This window comes from Pseudomonas haemolytica (assembly GCF_009659625.1).
Lineage (GTDB): Bacteria > Pseudomonadota > Gammaproteobacteria > Pseudomonadales > Pseudomonadaceae > Aquipseudomonas > Aquipseudomonas haemolytica.
Window position 1 is genome coordinate 408,791 of the sequence record NZ_VOIW01000004.1, and the last position, 19,729, is coordinate 428,519.

The following is a 19,729-nucleotide window of genomic DNA, read 5'->3' on the forward strand; positions in this document are numbered from 1 at the left end:
AGAGCCCTGGGCTCGAACTGCTGCCTCCTGGGATCTCCACGAACTAGTCGCATCACGGTTCCCAGAAGTGATGGTTCGCAGATAGCTCTGCCCCATGCGGCCAGCCCTTGCCATCTCACGCTGATATGCGCTCGTTTCGGCTGAGACGCTGACGATCAGGGAGCGAAGGGTTTGCCCTGCCATGCTTTTCTCCAGACATTAAAAAACCCGCCTTGGCGGGTTATTTGGTTCTCTCACTACTGAGAATTTCAGAATTCTGATCGATGTAGAAACGCCATCGATTCAGGCAGTCGGCAAAAACAACTATTTTATTAGGCGGGCTACTCATCTGCTCAGAGAGCCCCACGTATTCAACTTTGTCGCATTTCATCTGTTTGGCTGACTTTATCAGCGCCGCTCGCTCAGCGACTTTTATTCGCTCAACGCCATCATCGCCCCACTGCTGATAAGTCTTCGGGTAATGCTCTTTGGAGTAAACTGAAAGAGCGGACTCATCGATCACAACTTCTGAGTCCGGCCTTTCCGAATTTCCACAGCCTGCGATAACGACAGCAACTAAAACCGCGCACTTCCTCATGACCATCTTCCTTGCAAAAGAGAGAATCTAGCATGAGGATGGGGCCTCGGACGGCGGGCAACCTACGTCACTCGGATGACTTGACCATCAAGAACGCCTTGAAGAGCTGTTCTCCCTCCTCAGCCTCCGCCGCCTTATCAACCACCGCAGCCGCCTCATCCTTCCACTTAGGCATCAGATCCACAGCAGAAACTTTCGCACCCTGGGCCTGGAACACCGAAGCGGCAATGATCGAGGCCTGAATATCGCCGCGGGTATCGCTCAGCGGAGACTCCTGGTTATAGGCCATCCAGAGGAACAGCTCCTCCGCGCTCATCCGTGAGCGCAGGTCCTGGAGCGTCATGCCAAGCCGGAGGGCAAGAGTCAGCATAAACGCCAACTCCGGCTCCTCCGTCAGTCGTTTCCCGCGGCATCCACCGGGTCTTGCGCGCCAGCGCCGGCCGCTACGCCACTCAGTTCGAAAACCTTGCCGACGAGCCGGTCATGCACTGGGCTGAAGGCATCAGCTACGGAAGGCACGTCCTCGTCCTGGAACACTCGAGCATTGTTCTCATCGAGCAACGCCCGCACCAGGACGAATGCATAGAGCGGCGAGGAATGAATCTCCACCCGCGGCTCAAGCGGCGCCTCATCGACACCCTCAGTTGATGGAGACTGAGCCGGAAGCCCAGCATCCTGACGCGCCTCAGCAACCGCCAAAGCGGCGCGGCGGCGATACTCAACCCAGTCACCAGCGCTCAACGCCCTGACCACCACCTGGGCGCCCTCCCACTCGTCGATGGTGAGGCGCTCATGCTTGAAGTTGCGCATCGGGTCCAGTGCCATGGAGCGCAGATCAGCCACGGCGCCGTTTTTTGCCAGGGCCATTACGGCACCACCGGCAGGTCGAAGGAAACAGCGCCAGTGATACGCACGTTGAACGTGCCGTTGACGGTGCCGTTTGGCGCGGCGTCCCAGGTGAACTGGGTCACTAGACCGAGGAAGCTCGAAGACGAGCCGTCCTTGAACAGCGACTTGAAGGCGCGCGGCTCACCATCATCACGAGCAGTACGCAGCACGGTCTGGGCTTCGTCGTCGGCCTTCCAGTTGCCGGACATGCTGAAGGTGCCGTTGTCGGCCAGGCCTACGGTGAACTCTTTCGCCTCACTGGCAAGCACCGTTACTTCGATCTCATCCGACTGCCCACCCTGGAACTGCGGTTGTTTGATCGTTACGGACAGATCGGACCATTCAATGCCGACCGCCTTGGGGTCGAGCGTGGTGGCTTTGGAAACGCTGAGAGCCATGCCCTGCGTCTTGACGAACTTCGCTTTCGTTGGAGTTTGAACGGCCATGTGGCCTCCTATGGTTGCAGGGTGTATTCCCAGCTCACGCTGAAAAGTTTGGTGTCATTCTCGAATACATCCGCCAGGCGGTCTGCGCTGCCAGTTGTGAAGTCGGCGCCATCCGTGGTCATCGCGGTAAAGGCCAGGCCAGCAAGCGTGAGCGCCTCGAGGAAGCTCTCCCCCCAGGCGTCGAGCTGAACAGTGAGGTCGCTGGAGCCATCCCAGCCGGCGAGCGTGAAACCGGTGGTGGTGCCTACCGTTTGAATCACCAGGCGTGGCTGGGCGGCGTCCACCGGCGCAACGCCGAAGTACACTCGCCCGTCGACCAGAGGCGAAAGCCTGTCGATGAGTGATTTCTCGATCATTGGGTTTACCGGGTGATGGCGTTGTCGATGCCTTCGGCCAGCTTGTCGGCAACAGCCTTTTCGATCTGAGGCAGGCTGCCGTCCCAAGATGGTCGAATGAATGGATGGGCCTGCATCTTCGATGTGCCCAGCTCCAGGAACTTCCAATAGAACGGTGATTCGTAATCCGTTTTCGAGGTGCGCCCTTTTTTGCCGGGACGCTTGAGCGCCTTGGATTTTTTGCCCGTTGGATTTTTTACGCGAATACCGGCAGTAGCGCCGCCAGGCGTGTCAGCCTGTTTCACGCTGACCGCAATAATGTTTTTCTTCAGTTTGCCCGTGCGAACTGGTGCAGTGCTTCGGGCCTTGTCCCTGGCCACCCTGGCACCAGCCATAACTGCATCCCTGGCAATCTTGTTGCCCACGGACTTGGCCAGGCGCTCGAAATCGGCCTGCAGCTCACCAAGCCCCAAAACTGTCAGCGATCCGTTGCTCATTTTGGCTTCACCGTTTTGCACATGAGTTTCAGCATGTCGCGCTGGTTGGTGGCCAGCGGCGCGATGATTTCGTAGGTCGTGCCGTCGTGCACCAGGTGCTGGCCCGCCACCACGTCCTTGCGGTAGCGGATGTTGATCTCGGCGGTGACCGTGACCTGCATCTGTGACGCAGCCTCGTACATGCGACCGGAGGGAATGTTGATCTCCGCCCATAGCTTGCCCAGGTCACCCCAAACCTTCGAGGGCTGGCCGAGGGCATCCTTGCCGTCGATGTTGCCACGGCGCATGCAGCGGTGACGCATTGGGCCGGCTCTCATCAGTAACGCTTCCTGTACATGAGCAACCGCTCAACAGCCAGCGGTACGGTGGTTGATATGGTGCCCATCGCCACGCCTTCGCGGTTTGCGAACCAATGGCCAACCAGCAACAGGATGGCCTGCTCAACGTCTGGGGTAATTCCCATCTGATCAGGTTCTACCGGCGCCGCCTCGACCAGTTCCCTGTCGCAGTGCATCGCTACGTGGGACTTGGCCGCCTCAAAGTAGCCGGCGATCAGAGCATCCTCTTCATCGTCATCGACCTTGAGGTGACTCTTCACTCGCGCCAGGTCGATCATTTACTTGGTCTCGTTGGGCTTGGCCGACTTATTCGCCGCCGGTTTCGCCTTTTCTGCGAGGCCTTTACCAATCAGCGCGTGCGCCAACTCTTCGTCCTCAACGTCGAGGGTGGTGCCGGCCGATACTCGGCCATTTGGAACCTTAAGCTTTTCGGGATCGCCCTCGAAGCCCCACAGAACTTTAATTTCCATGATATTCACCTGAGTTTTGTTCGGGGCCGTTAGGCCCCTGATGCTGGGTTGAGTTAGGCGACGTGCTTGAAGCGGCCTTTGACGAAGGCGTACTTCTTACGCACGGCCAGGCCGAGACGCTCTTCCACCAGGATGGCGCGCTGGTTCTTGATGAAGTCGTCATTGATCATGCCGACCTTGATGGTGAAGCCCATGCGATCGTAGATCCGCGCGCCTTGTTGGAACGAGCCAGTCAGGAACTCGCCGCCGGTCGTTTCGCCGTCACCCTCGTCCATGCTGTCCGAGGCAACGATTGGGCGGCCCCACAGGACCGGGGTAACAAGGCCTTGCAGGTTGGCGAACAGGTAGCGGTTCTCGCCGTCTTTCTGCAGCTCGATGTTCATCCAGTCCAGATCGGACATGACCACGGCATCGGCCGGCAGCTTAGACTGCTTGCGCGCCTGGTAGATCGCACGGCGCACGGTGTCGATGGCCGTGTCAGTGGCCTTGCTCAGCGCTGGGTCGAAAACGGTCGCCTGGGTCATGATGCCGTTCAGGTTATTACCGGTGCCATCCCCCTTCAGCAACTGACCTTCGCGCTTCAGCTCCAGGTCGAAGCGCAGCAATTCCTGAATGTAGCTGTAGAGCTGCGGAACATCGTCGAGCGCTTCGTCGGTCACCGGCATCCATACAGCAATCTTCTTGATGGTGTCGGTGACCTGCTCGAAGGTCACGTTGCTGGTTGGCTTGGCGCCACCTTCTGGCACCATGCCCGCGCCCAGGGTGTGCAGCAGTTCACGGTAGTAGGTAAACGCCTGGCCGGTTACCGGCGTGGTCGGGATCAAGTCGCGAATCAGCAGGTTCTGGCGCGGAGCGCCCTGGATGACAGGATCGTACTGAGGGGCAACCAGGCCGGCGCTGGTGACCTTAACTTCGGCCATGCTGGCCATATCGGACTTGGTGATCTCAATTTCGGCCGAGCTCTGAGTCTTTTTGGTCAGGGCTTGGTAGTTATCGTTACCCTTAACAAAGTCGATGAAGCTTTTCTTTTCCGGGTTCTGGTTGCGCAGCTTGATGCCCTTTTCTTCGAGCTTCTGCACCTGCTCGATGACACGCTCGATCTCACCTTTTTGGTTTTCGATCTGAGACTTCATCTCGGCGGTGACGGTGTTGCCCTTCTGCAGCTCATCGGCAACAGCGTCGTACTTCTTCTGCAAGCCGCCGAAACCTTCTTTCAGCTGGTTTTCGAGCGAGCTTTTTACTTCTTGGATTGGATCGGTCATGGCGACACCTTAAAAAATTGGTCAAATGTGTGTGAGAGTTTTTTCAGCTCTTCCACGGTCGCCGTGGCCTCAGTCTCACCATCGCGGTGAACTGCGGAGTAGCCGAGCGAGGCGACCGCTGCCGCCTCCTTTTGGGAGAGCCCCATGCGGTCGCGCAGGGCCTTCTCAAAAATTCTGATATCCGACTTCACGTCGGTTACTTGTGCAGCCGGGTTCATTCCGAACGGCACCAGGGATGCCTCCCAGAGCTCCGCCTGTTTGATGATTCGCACGCTTCGACCTTCGCGTTCTTCGTAGGCCGCCAAGATCGTGTTAAAGCCAATAGACATGCTGTCGAGCGTGCCTTCCTTCATCAGCTCATAGGCGTCACGGGCGTAACTCACCGCTAAGTTGACCTTGCCCTTGATGTAGAGGCCGTGGTCGTCCTGGGTGAATTCGGCAGAGCCAACAAGCCGCGTCAAGTCATGGAACAGGGCCAGCTTCAAACGGCCCGCTCGCGTGGTCTTCACTTTGGTGAATGCACCGGGAAGGATCACGTCATCGCCCAGGTCGATGTTGTTGAACACCGCGGCGTAGCCCTCGAAGTTGCCGAGCTCATCGCTGGCCTTTACCTCAAAGGGAACCTCAATCTTGCTTAGCATTGGTCTGCATCTCCCACCGGGTGACCCGGTCGTACTCTTCGCCAGCCAGGCGGGGCTCGTTTTCTTTCTCGCGGACGGCGTTGATACTTAACCAGCCAGAGCCACCAGAACCGCCAAGCGCAGCCTTGTAATAGGCCGCCCGGCCCGCGCTATCCGCACGCAGCAACCCCTCCACAATGAACTCCACAAACTGGGGCTTATCGCGGAAGAGCTTGTCGTTGATTTCATCCTCGATCGCGTCGAGGTAGGGCTTGAGCCCGAATGTCACGTAACCGCTGGTTTGCTGCTCCAGGTTCGAACCCATGATTGAGGTCTTGCCTGCGCGGTTGGCCAGGTACAGTGGTACGCCGTAGCAACCGGCAATGGCCTCTTCCTGGAACTGCTGTGACTCAATGAACTGGCTGTCCTTCTGGCTCAGGCCGGCGGGTACGATCTTAGGCCCTCCCTGCAAAATCCCCATCGACCCGATGTCATTGACGTCGCCCTTCCGGACGTCGGGGAACTTCGCCATGATTTGTTCCTGCTGAACCTTTGTCAGGAACTGGTCATAGATGACATAGCCACCAGTAAAGCCGCCCTTGCGCATGAACATCGCCGACCAGTTCTGCGCGGTCTTGGCGAGGCCCATAGACTCAGCCTGGTACTCAACCGGTGACAGTCCGTTGATGCCGTCCATGCTGAACAGCTTGAAGTGCAGCATGTTTTCCGGGGATACCGGGAATCGCTTACCTCCAATTGTGACCCAGTAGATCAAGTCATCAGAGGTGTCGACTTCGACGTTGTCAGCGCTAACAGGGATGAAACCGATCCAATCACCGTTATCAGCACGCTCAATGATGCTGTACGCATTCCCTCGTAGCGCCATGTTCACCACGGCACACTTAAGGAAGTTGAGTTTGGTCATGTAAGGGTTGGGCTTTCTCAAAACCCTGGCCTGACGTGACTTGGTATCGGCCAACACCCTGCCAGACGGCGTGTCTTCAAATATCTTCAGCGGCAGGCCGGCGGCGGACTCGCTCAGGATCTTCACGCAAGCCCACACAATAGGAATCGTGATCGCCGCCTTCGCAGTGATCTTCACGCCAGACTTCGTCCGCTTCCCGCCGGCGACCATGTCGACCTCAACATAGTCGCCAGTCGCCGGATCGGTGTAGCCGAACATGCGCCATGACAGCGGGTTGTACCAACGAGATGCCATATTCAGCCTATGAGTTCGAGCCGATAAGTCCGAAGAACCCATCAGCCAGGTAATTGTCGAGGCCGCTCTGGGCCTGGGGGTTGAGCGAGAGCAGCGAGATAGCGTTAAAGGCCGCCATCAAGGGGTCGATCTTCGCCAGGCCCGACGCCTGCTTGGTGATCAAAATTGCGTTACCGGCTGGTACCACCCGCGCATTGCCACAGCACCAGGCCATCATTGGTTGGCCGCCATGGACCAGGCCGCCCTCGGCGAGCTTTCGCTCAGTGGTCTTGATTGCGCCGTTCAACTTCCAGCCTTGGCTAATGCCGATAATTTTGTCTTCCGGAATCCCGGCCTCGGCGAGCGCGTCGAGAATGGCGCCGATGCCTGACGGGTCGACCCCGACCTTGTCGAGTAAGCCGGCAGCTTCGACCCGAGCGACCAACTCAGCGACCTCCTGCACGTCCTCGCCGATTGTCTCAACCAGAGTCAAATCACCTTCTACGGAGAAGTCGCGAAAGCGCGGAGCTTCGCTCTTGCGCCGTTCCAGCACGGATGGGTGAGCCCAGGCGTGCGTCCAGAGCAGCCACTGACGGGTGAGTTTGTCGCGGCCAGCAACAGCAAAACCAAGCAAGTCATCGAGGCCGCCTCCGTCAATCCCAACGTCGACGACCTCAGACCGGTCAATCAACTGCTCGAACGTCAGCCCCTCCGGAGCGGCCTGAACCTCCCAGAACTCTGCGCCAGCCCAACGATCCGAGCGCAGGTTCAGCCCTATCTCGATGTTGAGATGCTTAGCCAGAAACTGTTGAAGGGTGCCATCGGAGGCGCCCTGTTTCTTTTTGAGCTGGTCACCCAACCACTCAGCGCTAACCGAGCGGCCTATGTTGGGGTTGGTGATGTAGAAGTTTTCTGACCTGAGGTACGCCTTGTCCTCAATCATCTGCAAGGGGAATTCGTACAAGATGCCCAGTGTTTTGCGATCGAGGATTTTGCCGTCCCGCACATTCCGCCAGTAGCTCAGCTTCTCCTTGAACACGCCGGCGGGAGGGTCATCGCTCTGGGTTGTCAGAAAGATGACCCACCCCTCTTCGCGAGAGATCTGACCACCGAGCGCTTCCATAAACATGGATTCAGCATTGGAGCGCTTGCCGAAGACCCAAAGCTCATCGACCAAAACTTTGCCCGACTTCTTGCCTGACACGGTATCGGTATCAGCGGCAACGACCTTCAACGAGTTCCGCGTGGTGCGGTCCGTGATGGTCCTGATGTGATCCTGGATATGGAACATTGCTGACAGCTCTGCGTCAGCCCTGACCATGGCCGCCGCCGGCTTGAATGCGTTGTCAGCGACCTCGCGGGTTGGAGCCAGGATCAGATGCTCTTCTTCCTCTCGCCAGCACAGGATCAGTGCGGTGAGCATGATGCCGGCTGCGATGGTGCTCTTCGTGTTTTTCTTGCTGATCAGTAGGCCGAACTCTCGGATCAGCTGCTTGCCAGTCTCAGCATCGTAGGCCCCGAAGATACAGCGAACGAAATTGAACACCCACTCATCACAGCAATCCGCCATCCGTGGCTTACCTGGCAGATCAGGGACGCGTAGTTCCTTGAAGATCTGCAGGGCGCGCTCGGCCTCCTCCACGAAGATCGGCGGCGGGATAATCGATTCGCGGGCGACCAACCGCCGCTCCCAGTCGGGGCACGCTGTCGACCACTCCATAGCTAAACCTGCTTACCGTTCGTTGCTACTAATTTGGGTGGTGCCTGCCGGGAGAATTTCCCAGCGGCCTGCTCGGCTGCCTTCTGCTGCTCGTCCTTCTTACCGCCATCTGCCTTTTTGACATGGGTGTATTGAACGGCGGCAATAGCTGCCCGAACCTGTATTGGGCTGGCATCCAGCTGGCCAAGTGCAATCTTGGTCAGTAGGGACAGCATGTCCATCTCAGGAGCCGGAACTGGAACCGCCTTCTCGCGCTTCAGCGCACCGCCGTGTGGCTGCGGCTCGAACTCCACGGACACCGCCGAGGAGTTTGCTGATTCAGGATCAACCTTCTTTTTCCGGCCAGCACCCGGCCGAGCGCCGCCAGAGTTGGGGCGAGCGCCCCCGCTCTTGCCTTTGACGCCTGCCATTTGCTGAATTCCTTTTTCAAAAGGGGGAGAAAATCTGCGCGTGAGAGGGGGAGTGGTCTGGAGAAAACTCGATCCCCATATTTTGACCACCCCCTGGTCTCGTCGCGGGGAGTTGGCGTGCCTCAAGGTGCGAGTGACGTGCTACAGATCGACTCAGGCGCCCTGCGCTTCCTCGCGCTGCTTCTTCGAGGAGTGGCAGGTGCCGCACAGGCTCATCCAGTTGGTACGGTCCCAGAACAGCGTCATGTCGCCTCGATGAGGGGTGACGTGGTCAACCGTGTTGGCCGCTGTCACCCTTGCCTCGCGATCGCAGTACACACAGAGCGGGTTGTCATTGAGGTGGACCAGCCGAGCCTTCTGCCACTCGTAGTTGTAGCCACGCTGACTGGACGTGGTCTTTCCGGTACGCCATGAGCCTGGGGCAGCAGTTGCCAACCTGTTGCCTTGAGTGCTGACCCTATTGCCCAAGGTCTTGATTCGAGCCATCACCCTTCCAGTGATAACTTGATCGAAGCCAGTATCACGCCAAGCGCGGCCGGCTTCGATGACATGGCCAGTTCAACAACCAACGCCTCTACGCGTGCAACCTCGGCACGCTCATCGGCCGGCATATCGCTGACCAACCCTTTGATCTGGTAGTACTCGGCGCTTACTGTGCTCATGGTGTGGTCCTTTATGCGCGCCACGTTTTGGCACATTCGAATTCGTGGCGCGGATTACTTGCTCTGACTGCGGACGATCTGGGCGTCCACCTGGTCAGCGCACGTATCCAGCAACTTGATGGCCTTGTCCTTCAGCTCCCACACATCGCCATTGACGCGAAGGTCTGCTTCATCCTGGTCTACCCGCTCGCACGGGATCAGCTCAGGGGCTTCGATCCTTACGGCCTGGGTCTTTGTTACTACCGCCGGCTTTGCCGCGCAGGCCGTCAGGAAGAGGCTGAGCAGCCCAGTCACGAACAGGCTTGCTGTTGCGCTTGAGTTCTTCAAAGTCTTTCCTCGCCTTCTCGGCTTTCTTCTCGCTGGCCTTGATGCGCTTGGCCAGGTCCGCGGTGTATGCGGCGTTGCGCAACGCTTCGGCGCGCAGCGTGGTGATAGTGGCCTGACTCTCGTTGTTGGCCTTGACCGCCTCATCCTTGGCCTGGGATTCAATGCGCTTCTCTGCACGCAGATCCTCGACACGCATTTGCTGGATGCCGACGAGCAACAGGCCAACCAGGGCGACGATGATTGCCACTGCTATCGACTTCATGCTGAATCCGCCTTTCTGCCCAGGAACCTGATGATCAGGTCACGGATAGCTGTCACACCAATGAAGCCGATGGCGCCGCCGGCGGCGACTGACAAGCTCGGCGGCCACTCCATCCACTCGATGATGCTGCTGGCTGACAGGCTCAGGGCCCCACACAGCAGAGCCTCAAACAAGGTGCGCCAGTAGTTCGGCTCTTTGGCGTCGTACAGCACGCGCAACAGCGTGATCGTGAAGGCCATGATTGCGCCCTGCCACAGTGGGTTCGAGAGGACCAGCCAGACCTGGGCCCAGAAGTCGGGAGTTTTCTCAGGCATGTTCATGGACATCCGGCAGTCCTCCCTTTCGGGGAGTAAATAGATTCAGCCCCAGCAGCACTCCCAGCTCGAAGCGATGGGCGTGGAGGAGCCGAAAACGAAAAACGCCCGCCGATATGGCGAGCCTTGAATAGGTGCAGGTGGCTGGTGCAACTCTCCAGCTCTGGTGGGGCAGATCGCCGGGTCACGTACCCTGCCCTCTCATCGCGTAGCCGCCCATTGTCCGCACGGGATTAGACGACGCCTCTACCGACTTAGCCCAGCTGCCTGGGCGATAACCTGCATAACGTGCGTGTCTTCCCACGCTGCCCGCTTGAGCCGGCCCCAATAGCACACAGGTTTGGGCTGCTCATGCTGCCGGTGTTCTTTCGTAACGCGTGACGACCGGCGATACCGCGTCCAGGCCCTGCCCGAAGGCCCACCCTAGCTATGGCTCACGCAACAAATTCCGGGCATAAAAAAACCCAGCGGCTAGGGCTGGGTTTTCTCTGTGGTGTCGCGCTTGAAAAGCTGAACACGGTGCCATGAAAACAGGGCTATTCCGCGAGTGCAAGTTTTTTACGCGGCTTCGATGAATTTCTCCAACGAGCAGTCAATCCAGCCGACGCCAGTCTTGATGATCTCCCTCGCTTTGGCCTCACTCATATCGTACTTGTTGCCGATCCGCTTGGCTGGCCACTTGGCCGCGTAGTACAGCCAAACGAAGTCACCCATCTCCGGGGCCCGCTTGCACAGCCTGGCGACCGCACCATCAACGACGCTGGCCAGTTCGTCCGTGATGACGTAGGACTTGCTCGTCGACGGGATCATGTCCCGCATGATCGCCCAGGACGGCGAAACATAGCTCGGGACGCCCATGCCATCCATGCGCCAGAAGCCCCATTGCTCAAGCATGTACTCGGTATCGCCCAACGGCAGACGCGAAGGTTTTCTTGTATTCATGCCGCTTTCCTCGGTGTCGGTTCGTTCAGGCCAAACAGCTCACGGAGCATCTTGTCGGCGATTTTGTTCTTGGCGTGCCCTTCGGTGATCCACCGGCGGGCGTAGTCGAGGAATCCAAGGCTGCCACGGTGATTTCCCCAGTCGGCAACCAGATCCATCAGCGCGGCGGCGGCGATCCGCCCATTGGGCTTGTCAAGGAGCAGCCGATTACCCTGCTTGAGGAAATCTCGCTCGTCAGAAGTCAGAACTTTGCGCGGCAATGCCGCCGTTACGTTACTCATTGCCGTCTCCTGGCTGATTGTTTGGCGTGGCCTGGGTGTCGCTTTGTACTGAAAACCTCCTCCTCGGAAGTGGATACCGATTTACGCTGGAAGCCTCGTTATTCATGGTTTCTACGGGTAGCGCCTCCCCTTCGTGTCTCGCTAATGTCCCACCGTGCAAAGCCTCAAAACCTCGTTGATCGAGGTATGCGTGCCAGGTCTCCAGAGCCTGCCGCTTGAGCTGCTCGGCGGACGTGTGGATATAGGCCTGGTCGAGATCCTTCATGGCGTGGTTCAGCAGCAGCTCGCCGACCATGTAGTCAACGCCCAGATCAGTCCATGCGGTACGGGCCACCTTGCGCAGGTCGTGGCTCGACCATTCGCCGTGGGACAGGTGCGTGAACAGGGTGCTGGCCTTCGTCGCGCTGAGGGCTTGACCGGATGCTCCTGGGAACAGGAACTTTCCGGTGTAACCCTTCTCCCGCTGCACAAGCCGGTAGCGCTCGATCAGCGCCTTGGCCTGGGCGGTCAGTGGCAGGGTGTGCGCTGCTTTGGTTTTGGTGTCCGCCGCCGGGATGAACCACTTACCCGTGTCGGTGTTAATGTTCTTCCAGCGGGCCAGGCGGGTCTCACCCAAGCGCGTGCCGTGACAGAGCATCAGCCCAGCCAACACACATGCCGCCGGCGAATCGTCGAACTGCTCGACCAGCAGGTCCAGCAGGCCAGGCACGTCATCGGAGTGAAGCCGCGCCGCCTTCGCCTTGATCTTGGTCCGCACGAAGTCGGTGAACTCCAGGCCAGCCAGGGGATTAACGGCCAACAGGTCCAGGCGATAGGCCTGCCGCACAGCTACACCCAGGACGCCCCAGACCGAGCGCACGAACGACAGCGCGTAACGCTCCTGCATCGGCATCAGCAGCAGCCGGTCAATGGCCGGTCTGTTCAACCCATTCAGCGGCAGTTGACCGAGACGTGGCTGCAGGTGCCGCTTCAAGGCCGACTTGGCGCTGGCCTTGCGCTTCTCGGACAGAGCCCGGTCGCGCGTCATGCGTTCCAGATACCAGGACAGTAGCTCGCCCACCGTTGACCAGTTTGTGGCCGTGGACTTCGCCAAAGGATCGGCGGCCCGACGTACCAGGATGGCCGGCAACGTCGCCAGCATCGCCTTGGCATTGATGTCCGGATAATTACCTGCCTTCCCCCAGGCCTTGCCCACCACGACGTGCCACGAACCTTTGGCGCGATCTACCGTGGAATAACGGAAATGCAGCGACGGGTGCCGAGCGTCACGAAGCGCACGAACATGTGGCCGTTCAGCCTGCCGCCTGATCTCGGAATCAGTCATGACGACGGTAAGAGTTTTCACCAGGTCGTTCATCCTTTCTTCCTCCCCTTGTACTGCTCGGAGAAGGGTCGGCCGATCTCCACTTCTTCCTGGGTGGGCTCACGGCCCGCAAAGTCGACGAACCGGGCGAATCTGCCCTGCTGTTGAACTACGCATGAACCGACGGGCGCGTGCCTGCACTTGGGCATGATCAGTTCGGTAGCGCCGTTCTGGCCCTGCTCGTCGTCCATATCGCGGTGAACCAGAATGATGCAGTGGGCGTCAGCCTCGATCTGTCCGGAGTCTCGCAGATCGGAGGCGATCGGCTTCTTGCCGGGCCGTTTTGTTGAGTCGCGGTTGAGTTGGGCCAGCAGAATCACCGGAACGTCCAACTCTTTCGCGATGTTCACAATGCCGGTCGATATCTTCCCGAGTTCGGACGTGCGGTTGAACGCCTTGCCGTCGGAGCCAATCAGACCGATGTAATCAATGACTACCACGTCGAGGCAGTGCTTTCGCTGAACCTGTCGGCAGATGCTTCGGATGCGCGCCACGGTGAGCCCAGACTTATCACTGACATACAGCGGCTTGCCGTTGATCTTGCTGACGGCAGAGGTCAGGCGCGGCCAGTCGTCGTCCTCAAGCTTCCCACTGTCCAGCACCCGAAGGTCGACGGCCCCCAGTGACGCCAAAGCCCTGTTGGCCAGTTCTTCCTCGGGCATTTCCAGCGAGAACACCATCCCGACGCCAAGCCCCCCACATGCGATGTGCTGGGCAATTTGCAAACCGAGCGTGGTTTTACCGCTGCCTGGAAGACCCGCGACGATAGTTACCGTCTTCTTGCGCAGGCCTCGGATCATCTCGTCCAGCTTTGTCAGTCCAGTGGACAGTCCGGTCGCGAGGTTTCCGTTGTATTTCGAGTCGATGATGTCGATATTTCTGGCTACCACCTCATCCATGCGCTTGTATTCCGGCTCGCCGGTGTCGAGGTCGCGCAGGTCGGCCATGGCTTGCTGGGCACTGGCAATGATCTCCGCCACCGGCCTGTTCTCGTTGGCGGAGTCGCGCACAGCATCAGCGGCGTCAACCAGCCGCCGAAGTACCGCCCGCTCGGTCACTGTCCGGGCATATGCCTTCCAGTTGGCGGTGCTGGGCGTGTTCTTCGCCAGTTCCGCAGCGTAGGCGATAGTTGTGCCGCCACTCGGCAGTACCGGTTTGAAGTTGTGGAGGGTGACGGGGTCTACCGGCTCGCCGGTAGCGTGCAGCTCGGTCATCACCTGGAACAGTGCCGCGTTTTCCGGATCGTGGAAGTCCGCCGTGGTAACGCTGGCAGTGATCGAGTCGAACAGTTCGCCATCCAGCATCAGCGCGCCGAGCAGTGCGTGTTCGGCTTCGTCGCTATACAACTCGCGATAGTCGTTCATGCGCGCCCCCTTGCCGATCCCCACGTGAAACCGACCAGCAGCGCTTTGTTCTCGCGCAGACGGTCAAGGGCTCGCTCGCCAATGTACTGGCTCAGCCCTTGGGCGTTGAGGTTGGACACCACCACCGTCGGGCGAACCAGGTTGTAACGGCGATCCAGCACCTCATGCAGAACCGACAGTTCGTAGTGAGTGCCGGCCTGGGCGCCAATCTCGTCGATCACCAACAAGTCGAAACTCGCCAACTCATTGATCACGTCGCCCTCGGTGTATCCGGCGGCGCGATCCATCGAGCGCTTGAACACGCGGATGATCTCGGCGGCGGTGGTGATCACTGCCACAGCCCGGTGCTGACGAATGACGTGCTGGACGATGCCGCTGGCCAGGTGCGTCTTGCCGTTACCGACGTTCCCGCACAAAAGCAGGTTGCGGCCCGCCTGGAAGTGCTCACCGAAGTTGTCGGCGTAGCCCTGGCAAGTTTCCAGCGCCAGGGTCATGGCTGGGGTGGTGGCGCGGTAGGTGGCGAGAGTGCTATCGGCAAACCGCGGCGTGATGCCGGAGCCTACAAGCGCGCTGTTGACGCTTTCGGCTTGCAGATTGGCCAGCGCCTGCGAATGTTCGGCGCTTCCCCGTAACGCTACGCGCAGGCCGTGGAACTGGCATTGTTTGCATGGTCGGACAGCCATAGAGCCGTCGAACTGCTCAGCCTCGGAGCGATCGACCGCGCCGTGGACCGGGCACTCGCCGGCGAAGGTGCGCTGCTCAGGCTGGCGGCGGAAATTAGAACGCTGGGCCATCTTCGCCTCCTTGGTACATATCAGGGGTGTGGGTGGGCAGGTTGTTGAAAGCGTTCGCCTTTGCAGCCGATGCCGGTACCAGCTCATCAGTCCAGCGCTCCCCGTTCAGCCAGGTAGACGCCATCGGCACGTATTGCCCGTCGTCCTTAGCCCAGTCGCGGGAAATGCGGTGATTGCCAAGAGCGGTCATCAGGGTCATGCGAAGCTCCGCGCCTGGCTTGAGCTTTTCCCAAGCCTTTCGAGCGTCTTTCTTCGATTTCTTATTGGGGTACAGCTTCCAGAAAACTTCGAAGGCTTCGGTCAATTCAGCTTCCGATGCACACAGGGTTTTAGGTTCCTTGACTGGTTCAGAATGGTGACTGGTTCTGGGGGCGGCTGACGCCCCACCCCCTGGGGCAGCTGACGCCCCAGGTAGGGCAGCTGACGCCCCACTACCAAGTTCAAGGTGGAAAAGGTTCGACTGGTTCAATTCACCCTTTCGACGGTACTCGCGGCGAAGGAAACCTGCTTTCTCAAGCTCTCGAACGTGAACCTTCACCGTGGTGCGGCTGATCTCGCACTGGTCGGCGATATGCTGATACGACGGCCAGCACTCGCCCTGATCGCTGGCGTTGTCGGCCAGCTTGACCAGAACCAGCTTGCGCAGCGGGTTTCCGACCTTGGTTTTCATGGCCTTAACCATCAGATCCATACTCATATGTCCAGCTCCCTGGTAATCCGGGCAATGAACGCGTCATAGGTCTCGGTCATGACGACTCCACGGTCCTCCAAGGCGCCGCGGGCTGCCTTCGCCATGGCATAGACCTCCCAGCGGTCACGCTCGGGCAGATGGCGGCAGTTGGAATAGCAGGGCCAGGGGCCGGCGACCACTTCGGCGGTGGTGGGGGTAACTACCGGAATCCCGGTAGTTGATTCCATAGGGGTGGTCATTGGGGTTTCCCTCCTCTGACAACCGCCAGCGACGGTGGCAGCTTCGGCCCGAACGGCGCCCCAGGCGCAAACGGGTCAGGCAATAGATCGCGCGGGCACTCCTTGAGGAAGTCCGAAAAAGCTAGGTGACAAGCATTGAACAGTGGTGCGTCGTTCCACTCTTGCCTCCGACGGGCGGCGCTCTCCTCGACTGCATGGGCAAACACCAGATCCGAGACCGAGGTGTCCCCCCCCTTCCTTGCCTTCTCGCGGTCGACGATGTTGACCTCCAGCAGGTCGCACAGACGGTCAAACCCCAAAGCGGCCGTGAGCCCCTCGGTATCCAGCATCAACGAGCGACCAAAGCCAGAAAGCACTTTGCGCAAATCGTCAAACTGCTCCTTGCGATGATTACTTGATTGCTCCTGAAGCTCATAGATCTTGTTTGCCGTGAAGGGAAGGTGATGGCGCAACTTGCCCGCTTCGCGGCGAAAAGCCCGCCTCTCAGACCTGATAGCGTCGAAACGCTCACCGAATACCCGACAGATGCGGCGCGTAGTTATAAGACTGGTGCTCATGCTCGCCCCCGGCTTTTGCGCTATACGGACGAGTTCGCGCACCAGATTGAAGCCGGCAGGTAACTGCACGGTGTTGCTGTGTCGTTTGTTCATGCGGAAGCCCTCTGGCGCAGCTTGAAGCGGCCTTGCTGAATGTCGGGATGGGTGGCGCGCTCGGCGGTGACGAAGGTGCACTCGGCGGCGAAACGGTCGAAGCGTCGGGTGATATCGGCGGTAGGCCAGATCGGGTATGGCTGCGCACCGTCGTCAGCGTGCTTGCTGCGCACCATGGCGAACGGCAACGGCGCGCCAGGGATATCGCGCATCACGGCGTTGATCACCCAAGGAGGCATCCCGTGGCGCAGGCTGATGCGCTCGCGAATGGTTGTCATCGACTCGAAGCCAGCGGGCCTTTTGTCGAGGTATCGAACCTGCTCGACGCTGGCCACCCGGGTTTCAATGCCGGCGACAGCCTGATCGATGCGATCCTGGCGGCGCTCCATGTCGACCATGACCTGAGCGTTCGCCAGCAGCTGCTCGGCGGGCGACAGAGGGCGCTGGTAGCTGCCGGTCTTTCGAATGCTCGGCAGCACCTGGCCCACCACCCATTCCTCAAATGCCTCAGCAGCTGGCATCTTCGAGCGCATGATCAGTCGGTAAACGTCTCGCTCGGGAATCACTTTCACGTTGCGTACCTGCCCCGTCATTTCTACGGGCCAGGTCTTGTCAGCCTTGCAGTGAGATCTCACGGCTTGGTCTGTATCGACATACTCGAGCAACTCGGCAATGTCCTTGGCGATGAACCACGGATCTCCCTGCTCGTCGGTAATGACGCGGATCGCGGTGCCTCGAAAATCGAAGGGGGTCAAGTTCATTGATCACCCCCACTTTCCCGCGCCACGCTTTCGGATTGCGAGTTTTGTGGTGCGGATTCGCCAAGCACCTTGAATTGGTCGATAGCGCTATAAACTCCGCCAAAACCGGTGTCGTTGAAATATTTCGCCACCTCAAACAAGGCGCCAATCCCTTTTCCGCTGTCGTGCAGGTGATCCAGGTGCATGGCCTTGATAAGTGCGTGCTGCCATTCGAGAACATCCTTTGCTGCGCACAACTGAAACTCCGCCTCTTGCGAAGCCTCTTGCATGGTTGGCACTGGCTCGTTCATTTGGCGGCTCCCTGGTGCGGGATGTTTTGCAGCTTGTAAGCCGCCGCCGCGCCGGCCTCGGCCATTGTCATCGACAAATAAGCTAACGAATTGATAAGCCAGCCGGCACTCATGGCGAGTTCATCAGAGAGTTCGCCGTGATTTGCTGCATGCGCGATGAGCTCACCGATAGCGGCAACTCCGCTCAGTGTGCTGATCTGGAATTCGTCGTTGGTGTTCTCTACGCACTGAAGCTGTTCGACCTGGGCAGGCGTGAGCTTTGCCCCCTTCGCGAAGCTAGATGGAAACTCGCGTTCAACGTTGACCAGCAGCTGGTTCCACATTGGAGGCTTCATTGTGCGTCCTCCGCTTCGTATGCTGCCTTGAGCCCGCGCTCAGCTGAGCGGGTGAGCGCAGATACAACATCACCTATGAAGCCCAGGGTGCGAACCTCAGATAGGTACGCGAGCTCACCTTCGTTGATTGCATAGGCGAGTCGGCCACATAGCTGGCTGATGCCATCGGCCCGATCCGAAGCCACGGACAAAGCCTCGATAAGGTTGGCATCCGCTTTAACGCTAAAAAGGTCGGTGTATTCCACGCCAAACTCACAGGGTTTAAGTTTCGGCAGTTGCACTGTTTGTTGGGTGGTGCTATTTTTCGTTTGCATGTTTTGTCCCTTCGAAAGACAAAGTGGTGCCAAAGCCACCTGGTGGAACAGGTAGCGACTAAGAAGCTCAGCTCAGGCTGGGCTTTTTTGTGGGCGACCGAAAAGTCAGCCGCTCAGCAAAAAATGGGATGGGTTGCAGGGGCTCATAGGTGGGCCTGCTGAGTACTGGATGGATTCACAGCACCATCAGCGGTCTGACCTGGCGGTGAGGTCTGGCGTACATTTGCGTCCAAGGTCGGCGAGGCATCTGGGTACAGATCGGGCCTAAGCTGATGACGGGAAATGCCTGTGACAGCTTCGATTTTTAGGACGTGTTTAGCTGGGACGCTTCCGGTTGAGCACATCCATTGGACGTTCTGCGGCGTACAGCCGAGGGCCTTCGCAAGAGCCGTCTGGCTTCCGGCAGCTTTTGCCGCTGAAGTCATTGCATCAATACTCATTGGTTGTCCCTGCGGGCTTATGACATTGCTGCAAAGGCTACAACTGCAATTTCATTTTTACAAACGTTATTTGCAGTGAACGCTACAACGTCAACTTGTATCCTGAGCACATGAGCATATCTATGACCGCGTCGATCATTACCGAGGCCCGCGAAAAGCAAGGCCTTAATCAGTCCGAGCTGGCCAGAAGACTTGGGGTTACGCCTCAGGCTGTTCAGGCATGGGAGTCGGGGAGATCGCTTCCACGCCCGAAAAAGCTTGTGGAAATAGCAAGGGTCCTCCAGATCCCATCCCATCAACTTCTGACAGCAAGCGGCCTACTCAGCGGCCCTTTTCCTGAAGTATTGAGAAGGCTTGGGCTAGAACCAGGCGCTGGCGAAGCCGTCATGCAGGGGGATATTTCAGTCTGGGATGATGAAACCCCACTCGAACCGGATGAGGTCTTCGTCCCTTTGCTGCGTGAGGTGGAGCTTTCGGCCGGCTCTGGAAGGTTCGCCATTGAAGAGAGCAGCGCCTCCAACCTGCGTTTTTTTAAGAAAGACCTTCGACAGAACAACGTTCAGTTCAACAATGCAAAGTGCGTGATGGTGAGCGGAAACTCAATGTTTCCGGTGCTTAGAGACGGCGCAACCGTTGGAGTTAACGTTGGTAAAACCTCAATCAGCGACATAGTGGATGGCGAGATGTACGCGCTCAACCATAACGGCCAGCTCCGCATTAAGCAGGTATACAGGCTGCCTAACGGCATTCGATTGAGGAGCTTCAATCGTGAGGACCATCCTGACGAAGACTATTCATTCCAAGACGTGCAGGACGAACAAATCAGCATAATCGGGCACGTTTTCTGGTGGGGTATGTTCTCTCGCTGATCGCTGTCAGCCGCTCAAGGGCGGCTTTATTTTGCCATCAATTACAAATTACATTTGCAATTACAAATAA

General features: G+C 58.6%; 30 protein-coding genes and 1 pseudogene. 1 reads left to right on the forward strand and 30 read right to left on the reverse strand.

Annotated features, from left to right (window positions below):
- Positions 1 to 220 precede the first annotated feature (220 nt).
- The 30 genes and pseudogenes from FRT59_RS15665 to FRT59_RS15815 all read right to left on the reverse strand — a co-directional run bounded on the left by FRT59_RS15665 (position 221) and on the right by FRT59_RS15815 (position 18,790).
- Entirely contained in the window at positions 221 to 577 is a 357-nt protein-coding gene (locus tag FRT59_RS15665) for a hypothetical protein (RefSeq protein WP_078467603.1), read from the reverse strand.
- Between the two features lie 67 nt (positions 578 to 644).
- A complete protein-coding gene (locus FRT59_RS15670) occupies positions 645 to 947 on the reverse strand; it encodes a phage tail assembly protein T (protein WP_153871618.1) in 303 nt (100 codons plus the stop codon).
- 23 nt (positions 948 to 970) lie between these two features.
- Positions 971 to 1,444, reverse strand: a complete 474-nt coding sequence (locus tag FRT59_RS15675; RefSeq protein ID WP_153871619.1) for a phage tail assembly chaperone — start codon at positions 1,442 to 1,444, stop codon at positions 971 to 973.
- Positions 1,444 to 1,911 (reverse strand): phage tail tube protein, encoded by a 468-nt coding sequence (locus FRT59_RS15680; RefSeq protein WP_153871620.1) that lies wholly within the window; start codon positions 1,909 to 1,911, stop codon positions 1,444 to 1,446. Before FRT59_RS15680 ends, FRT59_RS15675 begins: the two co-directional genes overlap by 1 nt.
- 8 nt (positions 1,912 to 1,919) lie before the next feature.
- Positions 1,920 to 2,267: a tail completion protein gp17 gene (gene gp17 / locus FRT59_RS15685; RefSeq protein ID WP_153871621.1), complete on the reverse strand. Its 348-nt coding sequence runs from the start codon at positions 2,265 to 2,267 to the stop codon at positions 1,920 to 1,922.
- 5 nt (positions 2,268 to 2,272) lie between these two features.
- Positions 2,273 to 2,743: an HK97-gp10 family putative phage morphogenesis protein gene (locus tag FRT59_RS15690; protein ID WP_153871622.1), complete on the reverse strand. Its 471-nt coding sequence runs from the start codon at positions 2,741 to 2,743 to the stop codon at positions 2,273 to 2,275.
- Positions 2,740 to 3,060, reverse strand: a complete 321-nt coding sequence (locus FRT59_RS15695) for a phage head closure protein (protein ID WP_233100671.1) — start codon at positions 3,058 to 3,060, stop codon at positions 2,740 to 2,742. Before FRT59_RS15695 ends, FRT59_RS15690 begins: the two co-directional genes overlap by 4 nt.
- Positions 3,060 to 3,359: a head-tail connector protein gene (locus FRT59_RS15700; RefSeq protein ID WP_054898073.1), complete on the reverse strand. Its 300-nt coding sequence runs from the start codon at positions 3,357 to 3,359 to the stop codon at positions 3,060 to 3,062. The genes FRT59_RS15695 and FRT59_RS15700 overlap by 1 nt, the downstream gene beginning before the upstream one ends.
- A complete protein-coding gene (locus FRT59_RS15705) occupies positions 3,360 to 3,551 on the reverse strand; it encodes a hypothetical protein (protein ID WP_005785356.1) in 192 nt (63 codons plus the stop codon).
- Positions 3,552 to 3,604: 53 nt separating this feature from the next.
- Positions 3,605 to 4,813 carry a phage major capsid protein gene (locus FRT59_RS15710; RefSeq protein ID WP_005785355.1) on the reverse strand — a complete coding sequence of 403 codons (1,209 nt, stop codon included), beginning with the start codon at positions 4,811 to 4,813 and terminating at the stop codon, positions 3,605 to 3,607.
- Positions 4,810 to 5,454 carry an HK97 family phage prohead protease gene (locus FRT59_RS15715; RefSeq protein ID WP_005785353.1) on the reverse strand — a complete coding sequence of 215 codons (645 nt, stop codon included), beginning with the start codon at positions 5,452 to 5,454 and terminating at the stop codon, positions 4,810 to 4,812. Before FRT59_RS15715 ends, FRT59_RS15710 begins: the two co-directional genes overlap by 4 nt.
- Positions 5,438 to 6,652 (reverse strand): phage portal protein, encoded by a 1,215-nt coding sequence (locus FRT59_RS15720; RefSeq protein WP_153871623.1) that lies wholly within the window; start codon positions 6,650 to 6,652, stop codon positions 5,438 to 5,440. The genes FRT59_RS15715 and FRT59_RS15720 overlap by 17 nt, the downstream gene beginning before the upstream one ends.
- Before the next feature lie 7 nt (positions 6,653 to 6,659).
- Complete coding sequence (locus FRT59_RS15725; protein ID WP_153871624.1) at positions 6,660 to 8,351, reverse strand: terminase large subunit; 1,692 nt, start codon at positions 8,349 to 8,351, stop codon at positions 6,660 to 6,662.
- Between the two features lie 2 nt (positions 8,352 to 8,353).
- Positions 8,354 to 8,761: a hypothetical protein gene (locus FRT59_RS27085; protein ID WP_197678341.1), complete on the reverse strand. Its 408-nt coding sequence runs from the start codon at positions 8,759 to 8,761 to the stop codon at positions 8,354 to 8,356.
- A 153-nt stretch (positions 8,762 to 8,914) separates the two neighbouring features.
- Positions 8,915 to 9,247, reverse strand: coding sequence for an HNH endonuclease (locus FRT59_RS15735; RefSeq protein ID WP_153871625.1), 333 nt, complete (start codon positions 9,245 to 9,247; stop codon positions 8,915 to 8,917).
- Positions 9,247 to 9,423, reverse strand: a complete 177-nt coding sequence (locus FRT59_RS27000) for a hypothetical protein (RefSeq protein WP_167348436.1) — start codon at positions 9,421 to 9,423, stop codon at positions 9,247 to 9,249. The genes FRT59_RS15735 and FRT59_RS27000 overlap by 1 nt, the downstream gene beginning before the upstream one ends.
- A 202-nt stretch (positions 9,424 to 9,625) precedes the next feature.
- On the reverse strand, positions 9,626 to 10,012 hold the full coding sequence (locus tag FRT59_RS15745) for a hypothetical protein (RefSeq protein ID WP_153871626.1): 387 nt from the start codon (positions 10,010 to 10,012) through the stop codon (positions 9,626 to 9,628).
- A complete protein-coding gene (locus FRT59_RS15750; protein ID WP_087945277.1) occupies positions 10,009 to 10,326 on the reverse strand; it encodes a phage holin, lambda family in 318 nt (105 codons plus the stop codon). Before FRT59_RS15750 ends, FRT59_RS15745 begins: the two co-directional genes overlap by 4 nt.
- Positions 10,327 to 10,884: 558 nt before the next feature.
- A complete protein-coding gene (locus FRT59_RS15755) occupies positions 10,885 to 11,268 on the reverse strand; it encodes an antiterminator Q family protein (RefSeq protein ID WP_153871627.1) in 384 nt (127 codons plus the stop codon).
- Positions 11,265 to 11,549, reverse strand: coding sequence for a hypothetical protein (locus tag FRT59_RS15760; RefSeq protein WP_153871628.1), 285 nt, complete (start codon positions 11,547 to 11,549; stop codon positions 11,265 to 11,267). Before FRT59_RS15760 ends, FRT59_RS15755 begins: the two co-directional genes overlap by 4 nt.
- The gene (locus FRT59_RS15765; protein WP_153871629.1) at positions 11,542 to 12,906 is read right to left on the reverse strand and encodes a tyrosine-type recombinase/integrase; all 1,365 of its coding nucleotides are present in this window, start codon (positions 12,904 to 12,906) and stop codon (positions 11,542 to 11,544) included. Before FRT59_RS15765 ends, FRT59_RS15760 begins: the two co-directional genes overlap by 8 nt.
- Entirely contained in the window at positions 12,903 to 14,276 is a 1,374-nt protein-coding gene (locus FRT59_RS15770) for a replicative DNA helicase (RefSeq protein WP_153871630.1), read from the reverse strand. Before FRT59_RS15770 ends, FRT59_RS15765 begins: the two co-directional genes overlap by 4 nt.
- On the reverse strand, positions 14,273 to 15,070 hold the full coding sequence (locus FRT59_RS15775) for an ATP-binding protein (RefSeq protein ID WP_153871631.1): 798 nt from the start codon (positions 15,068 to 15,070) through the stop codon (positions 14,273 to 14,275). The genes FRT59_RS15770 and FRT59_RS15775 overlap by 4 nt, the downstream gene beginning before the upstream one ends.
- On the reverse strand, positions 15,054 to 15,767 hold the full coding sequence (locus tag FRT59_RS15780; protein ID WP_153871632.1) for a helix-turn-helix domain-containing protein: 714 nt from the start codon (positions 15,765 to 15,767) through the stop codon (positions 15,054 to 15,056). The genes FRT59_RS15775 and FRT59_RS15780 overlap by 17 nt, the downstream gene beginning before the upstream one ends.
- The gene (locus FRT59_RS15785) at positions 15,764 to 16,000 is read right to left on the reverse strand and encodes a hypothetical protein (RefSeq protein ID WP_153871633.1); all 237 of its coding nucleotides are present in this window, start codon (positions 15,998 to 16,000) and stop codon (positions 15,764 to 15,766) included. Before FRT59_RS15785 ends, FRT59_RS15780 begins: the two co-directional genes overlap by 4 nt.
- A complete protein-coding gene (locus FRT59_RS15790; protein ID WP_167524281.1) occupies positions 15,997 to 16,650 on the reverse strand; it encodes a hypothetical protein in 654 nt (217 codons plus the stop codon). The genes FRT59_RS15785 and FRT59_RS15790 overlap by 4 nt, the downstream gene beginning before the upstream one ends.
- Positions 16,647 to 17,411 (reverse strand): annotated as a pseudogene (locus FRT59_RS15795) (BRO-N domain-containing protein); the annotation flags it as partial. The gene FRT59_RS15790 and the pseudogene FRT59_RS15795, both read right to left, overlap by 4 nt.
- A 286-nt stretch (positions 17,412 to 17,697) precedes the next feature.
- Entirely contained in the window at positions 17,698 to 18,036 is a 339-nt protein-coding gene (locus FRT59_RS15805) for a hypothetical protein (protein WP_153871636.1), read from the reverse strand.
- The gene (locus FRT59_RS15810) at positions 18,033 to 18,350 is read right to left on the reverse strand and encodes a hypothetical protein (RefSeq protein ID WP_153871637.1); all 318 of its coding nucleotides are present in this window, start codon (positions 18,348 to 18,350) and stop codon (positions 18,033 to 18,035) included. Before FRT59_RS15810 ends, FRT59_RS15805 begins: the two co-directional genes overlap by 4 nt.
- A gap of 143 nt (positions 18,351 to 18,493) precedes the next feature.
- Positions 18,494 to 18,790, reverse strand: a complete 297-nt coding sequence (locus FRT59_RS15815; RefSeq protein ID WP_153871638.1) for a YdaS family helix-turn-helix protein — start codon at positions 18,788 to 18,790, stop codon at positions 18,494 to 18,496.
- A 53-nt stretch (positions 18,791 to 18,843) separates the two neighbouring features.
- Here FRT59_RS15815 and FRT59_RS15820 point away from each other — a divergent pair, with 53 nt between their 5' ends.
- Entirely contained in the window at positions 18,844 to 19,659 is an 816-nt protein-coding gene (locus FRT59_RS15820; protein WP_425338806.1) for an XRE family transcriptional regulator, read from the forward strand.
- Positions 19,660 to 19,729 lie beyond the last annotated feature (70 nt).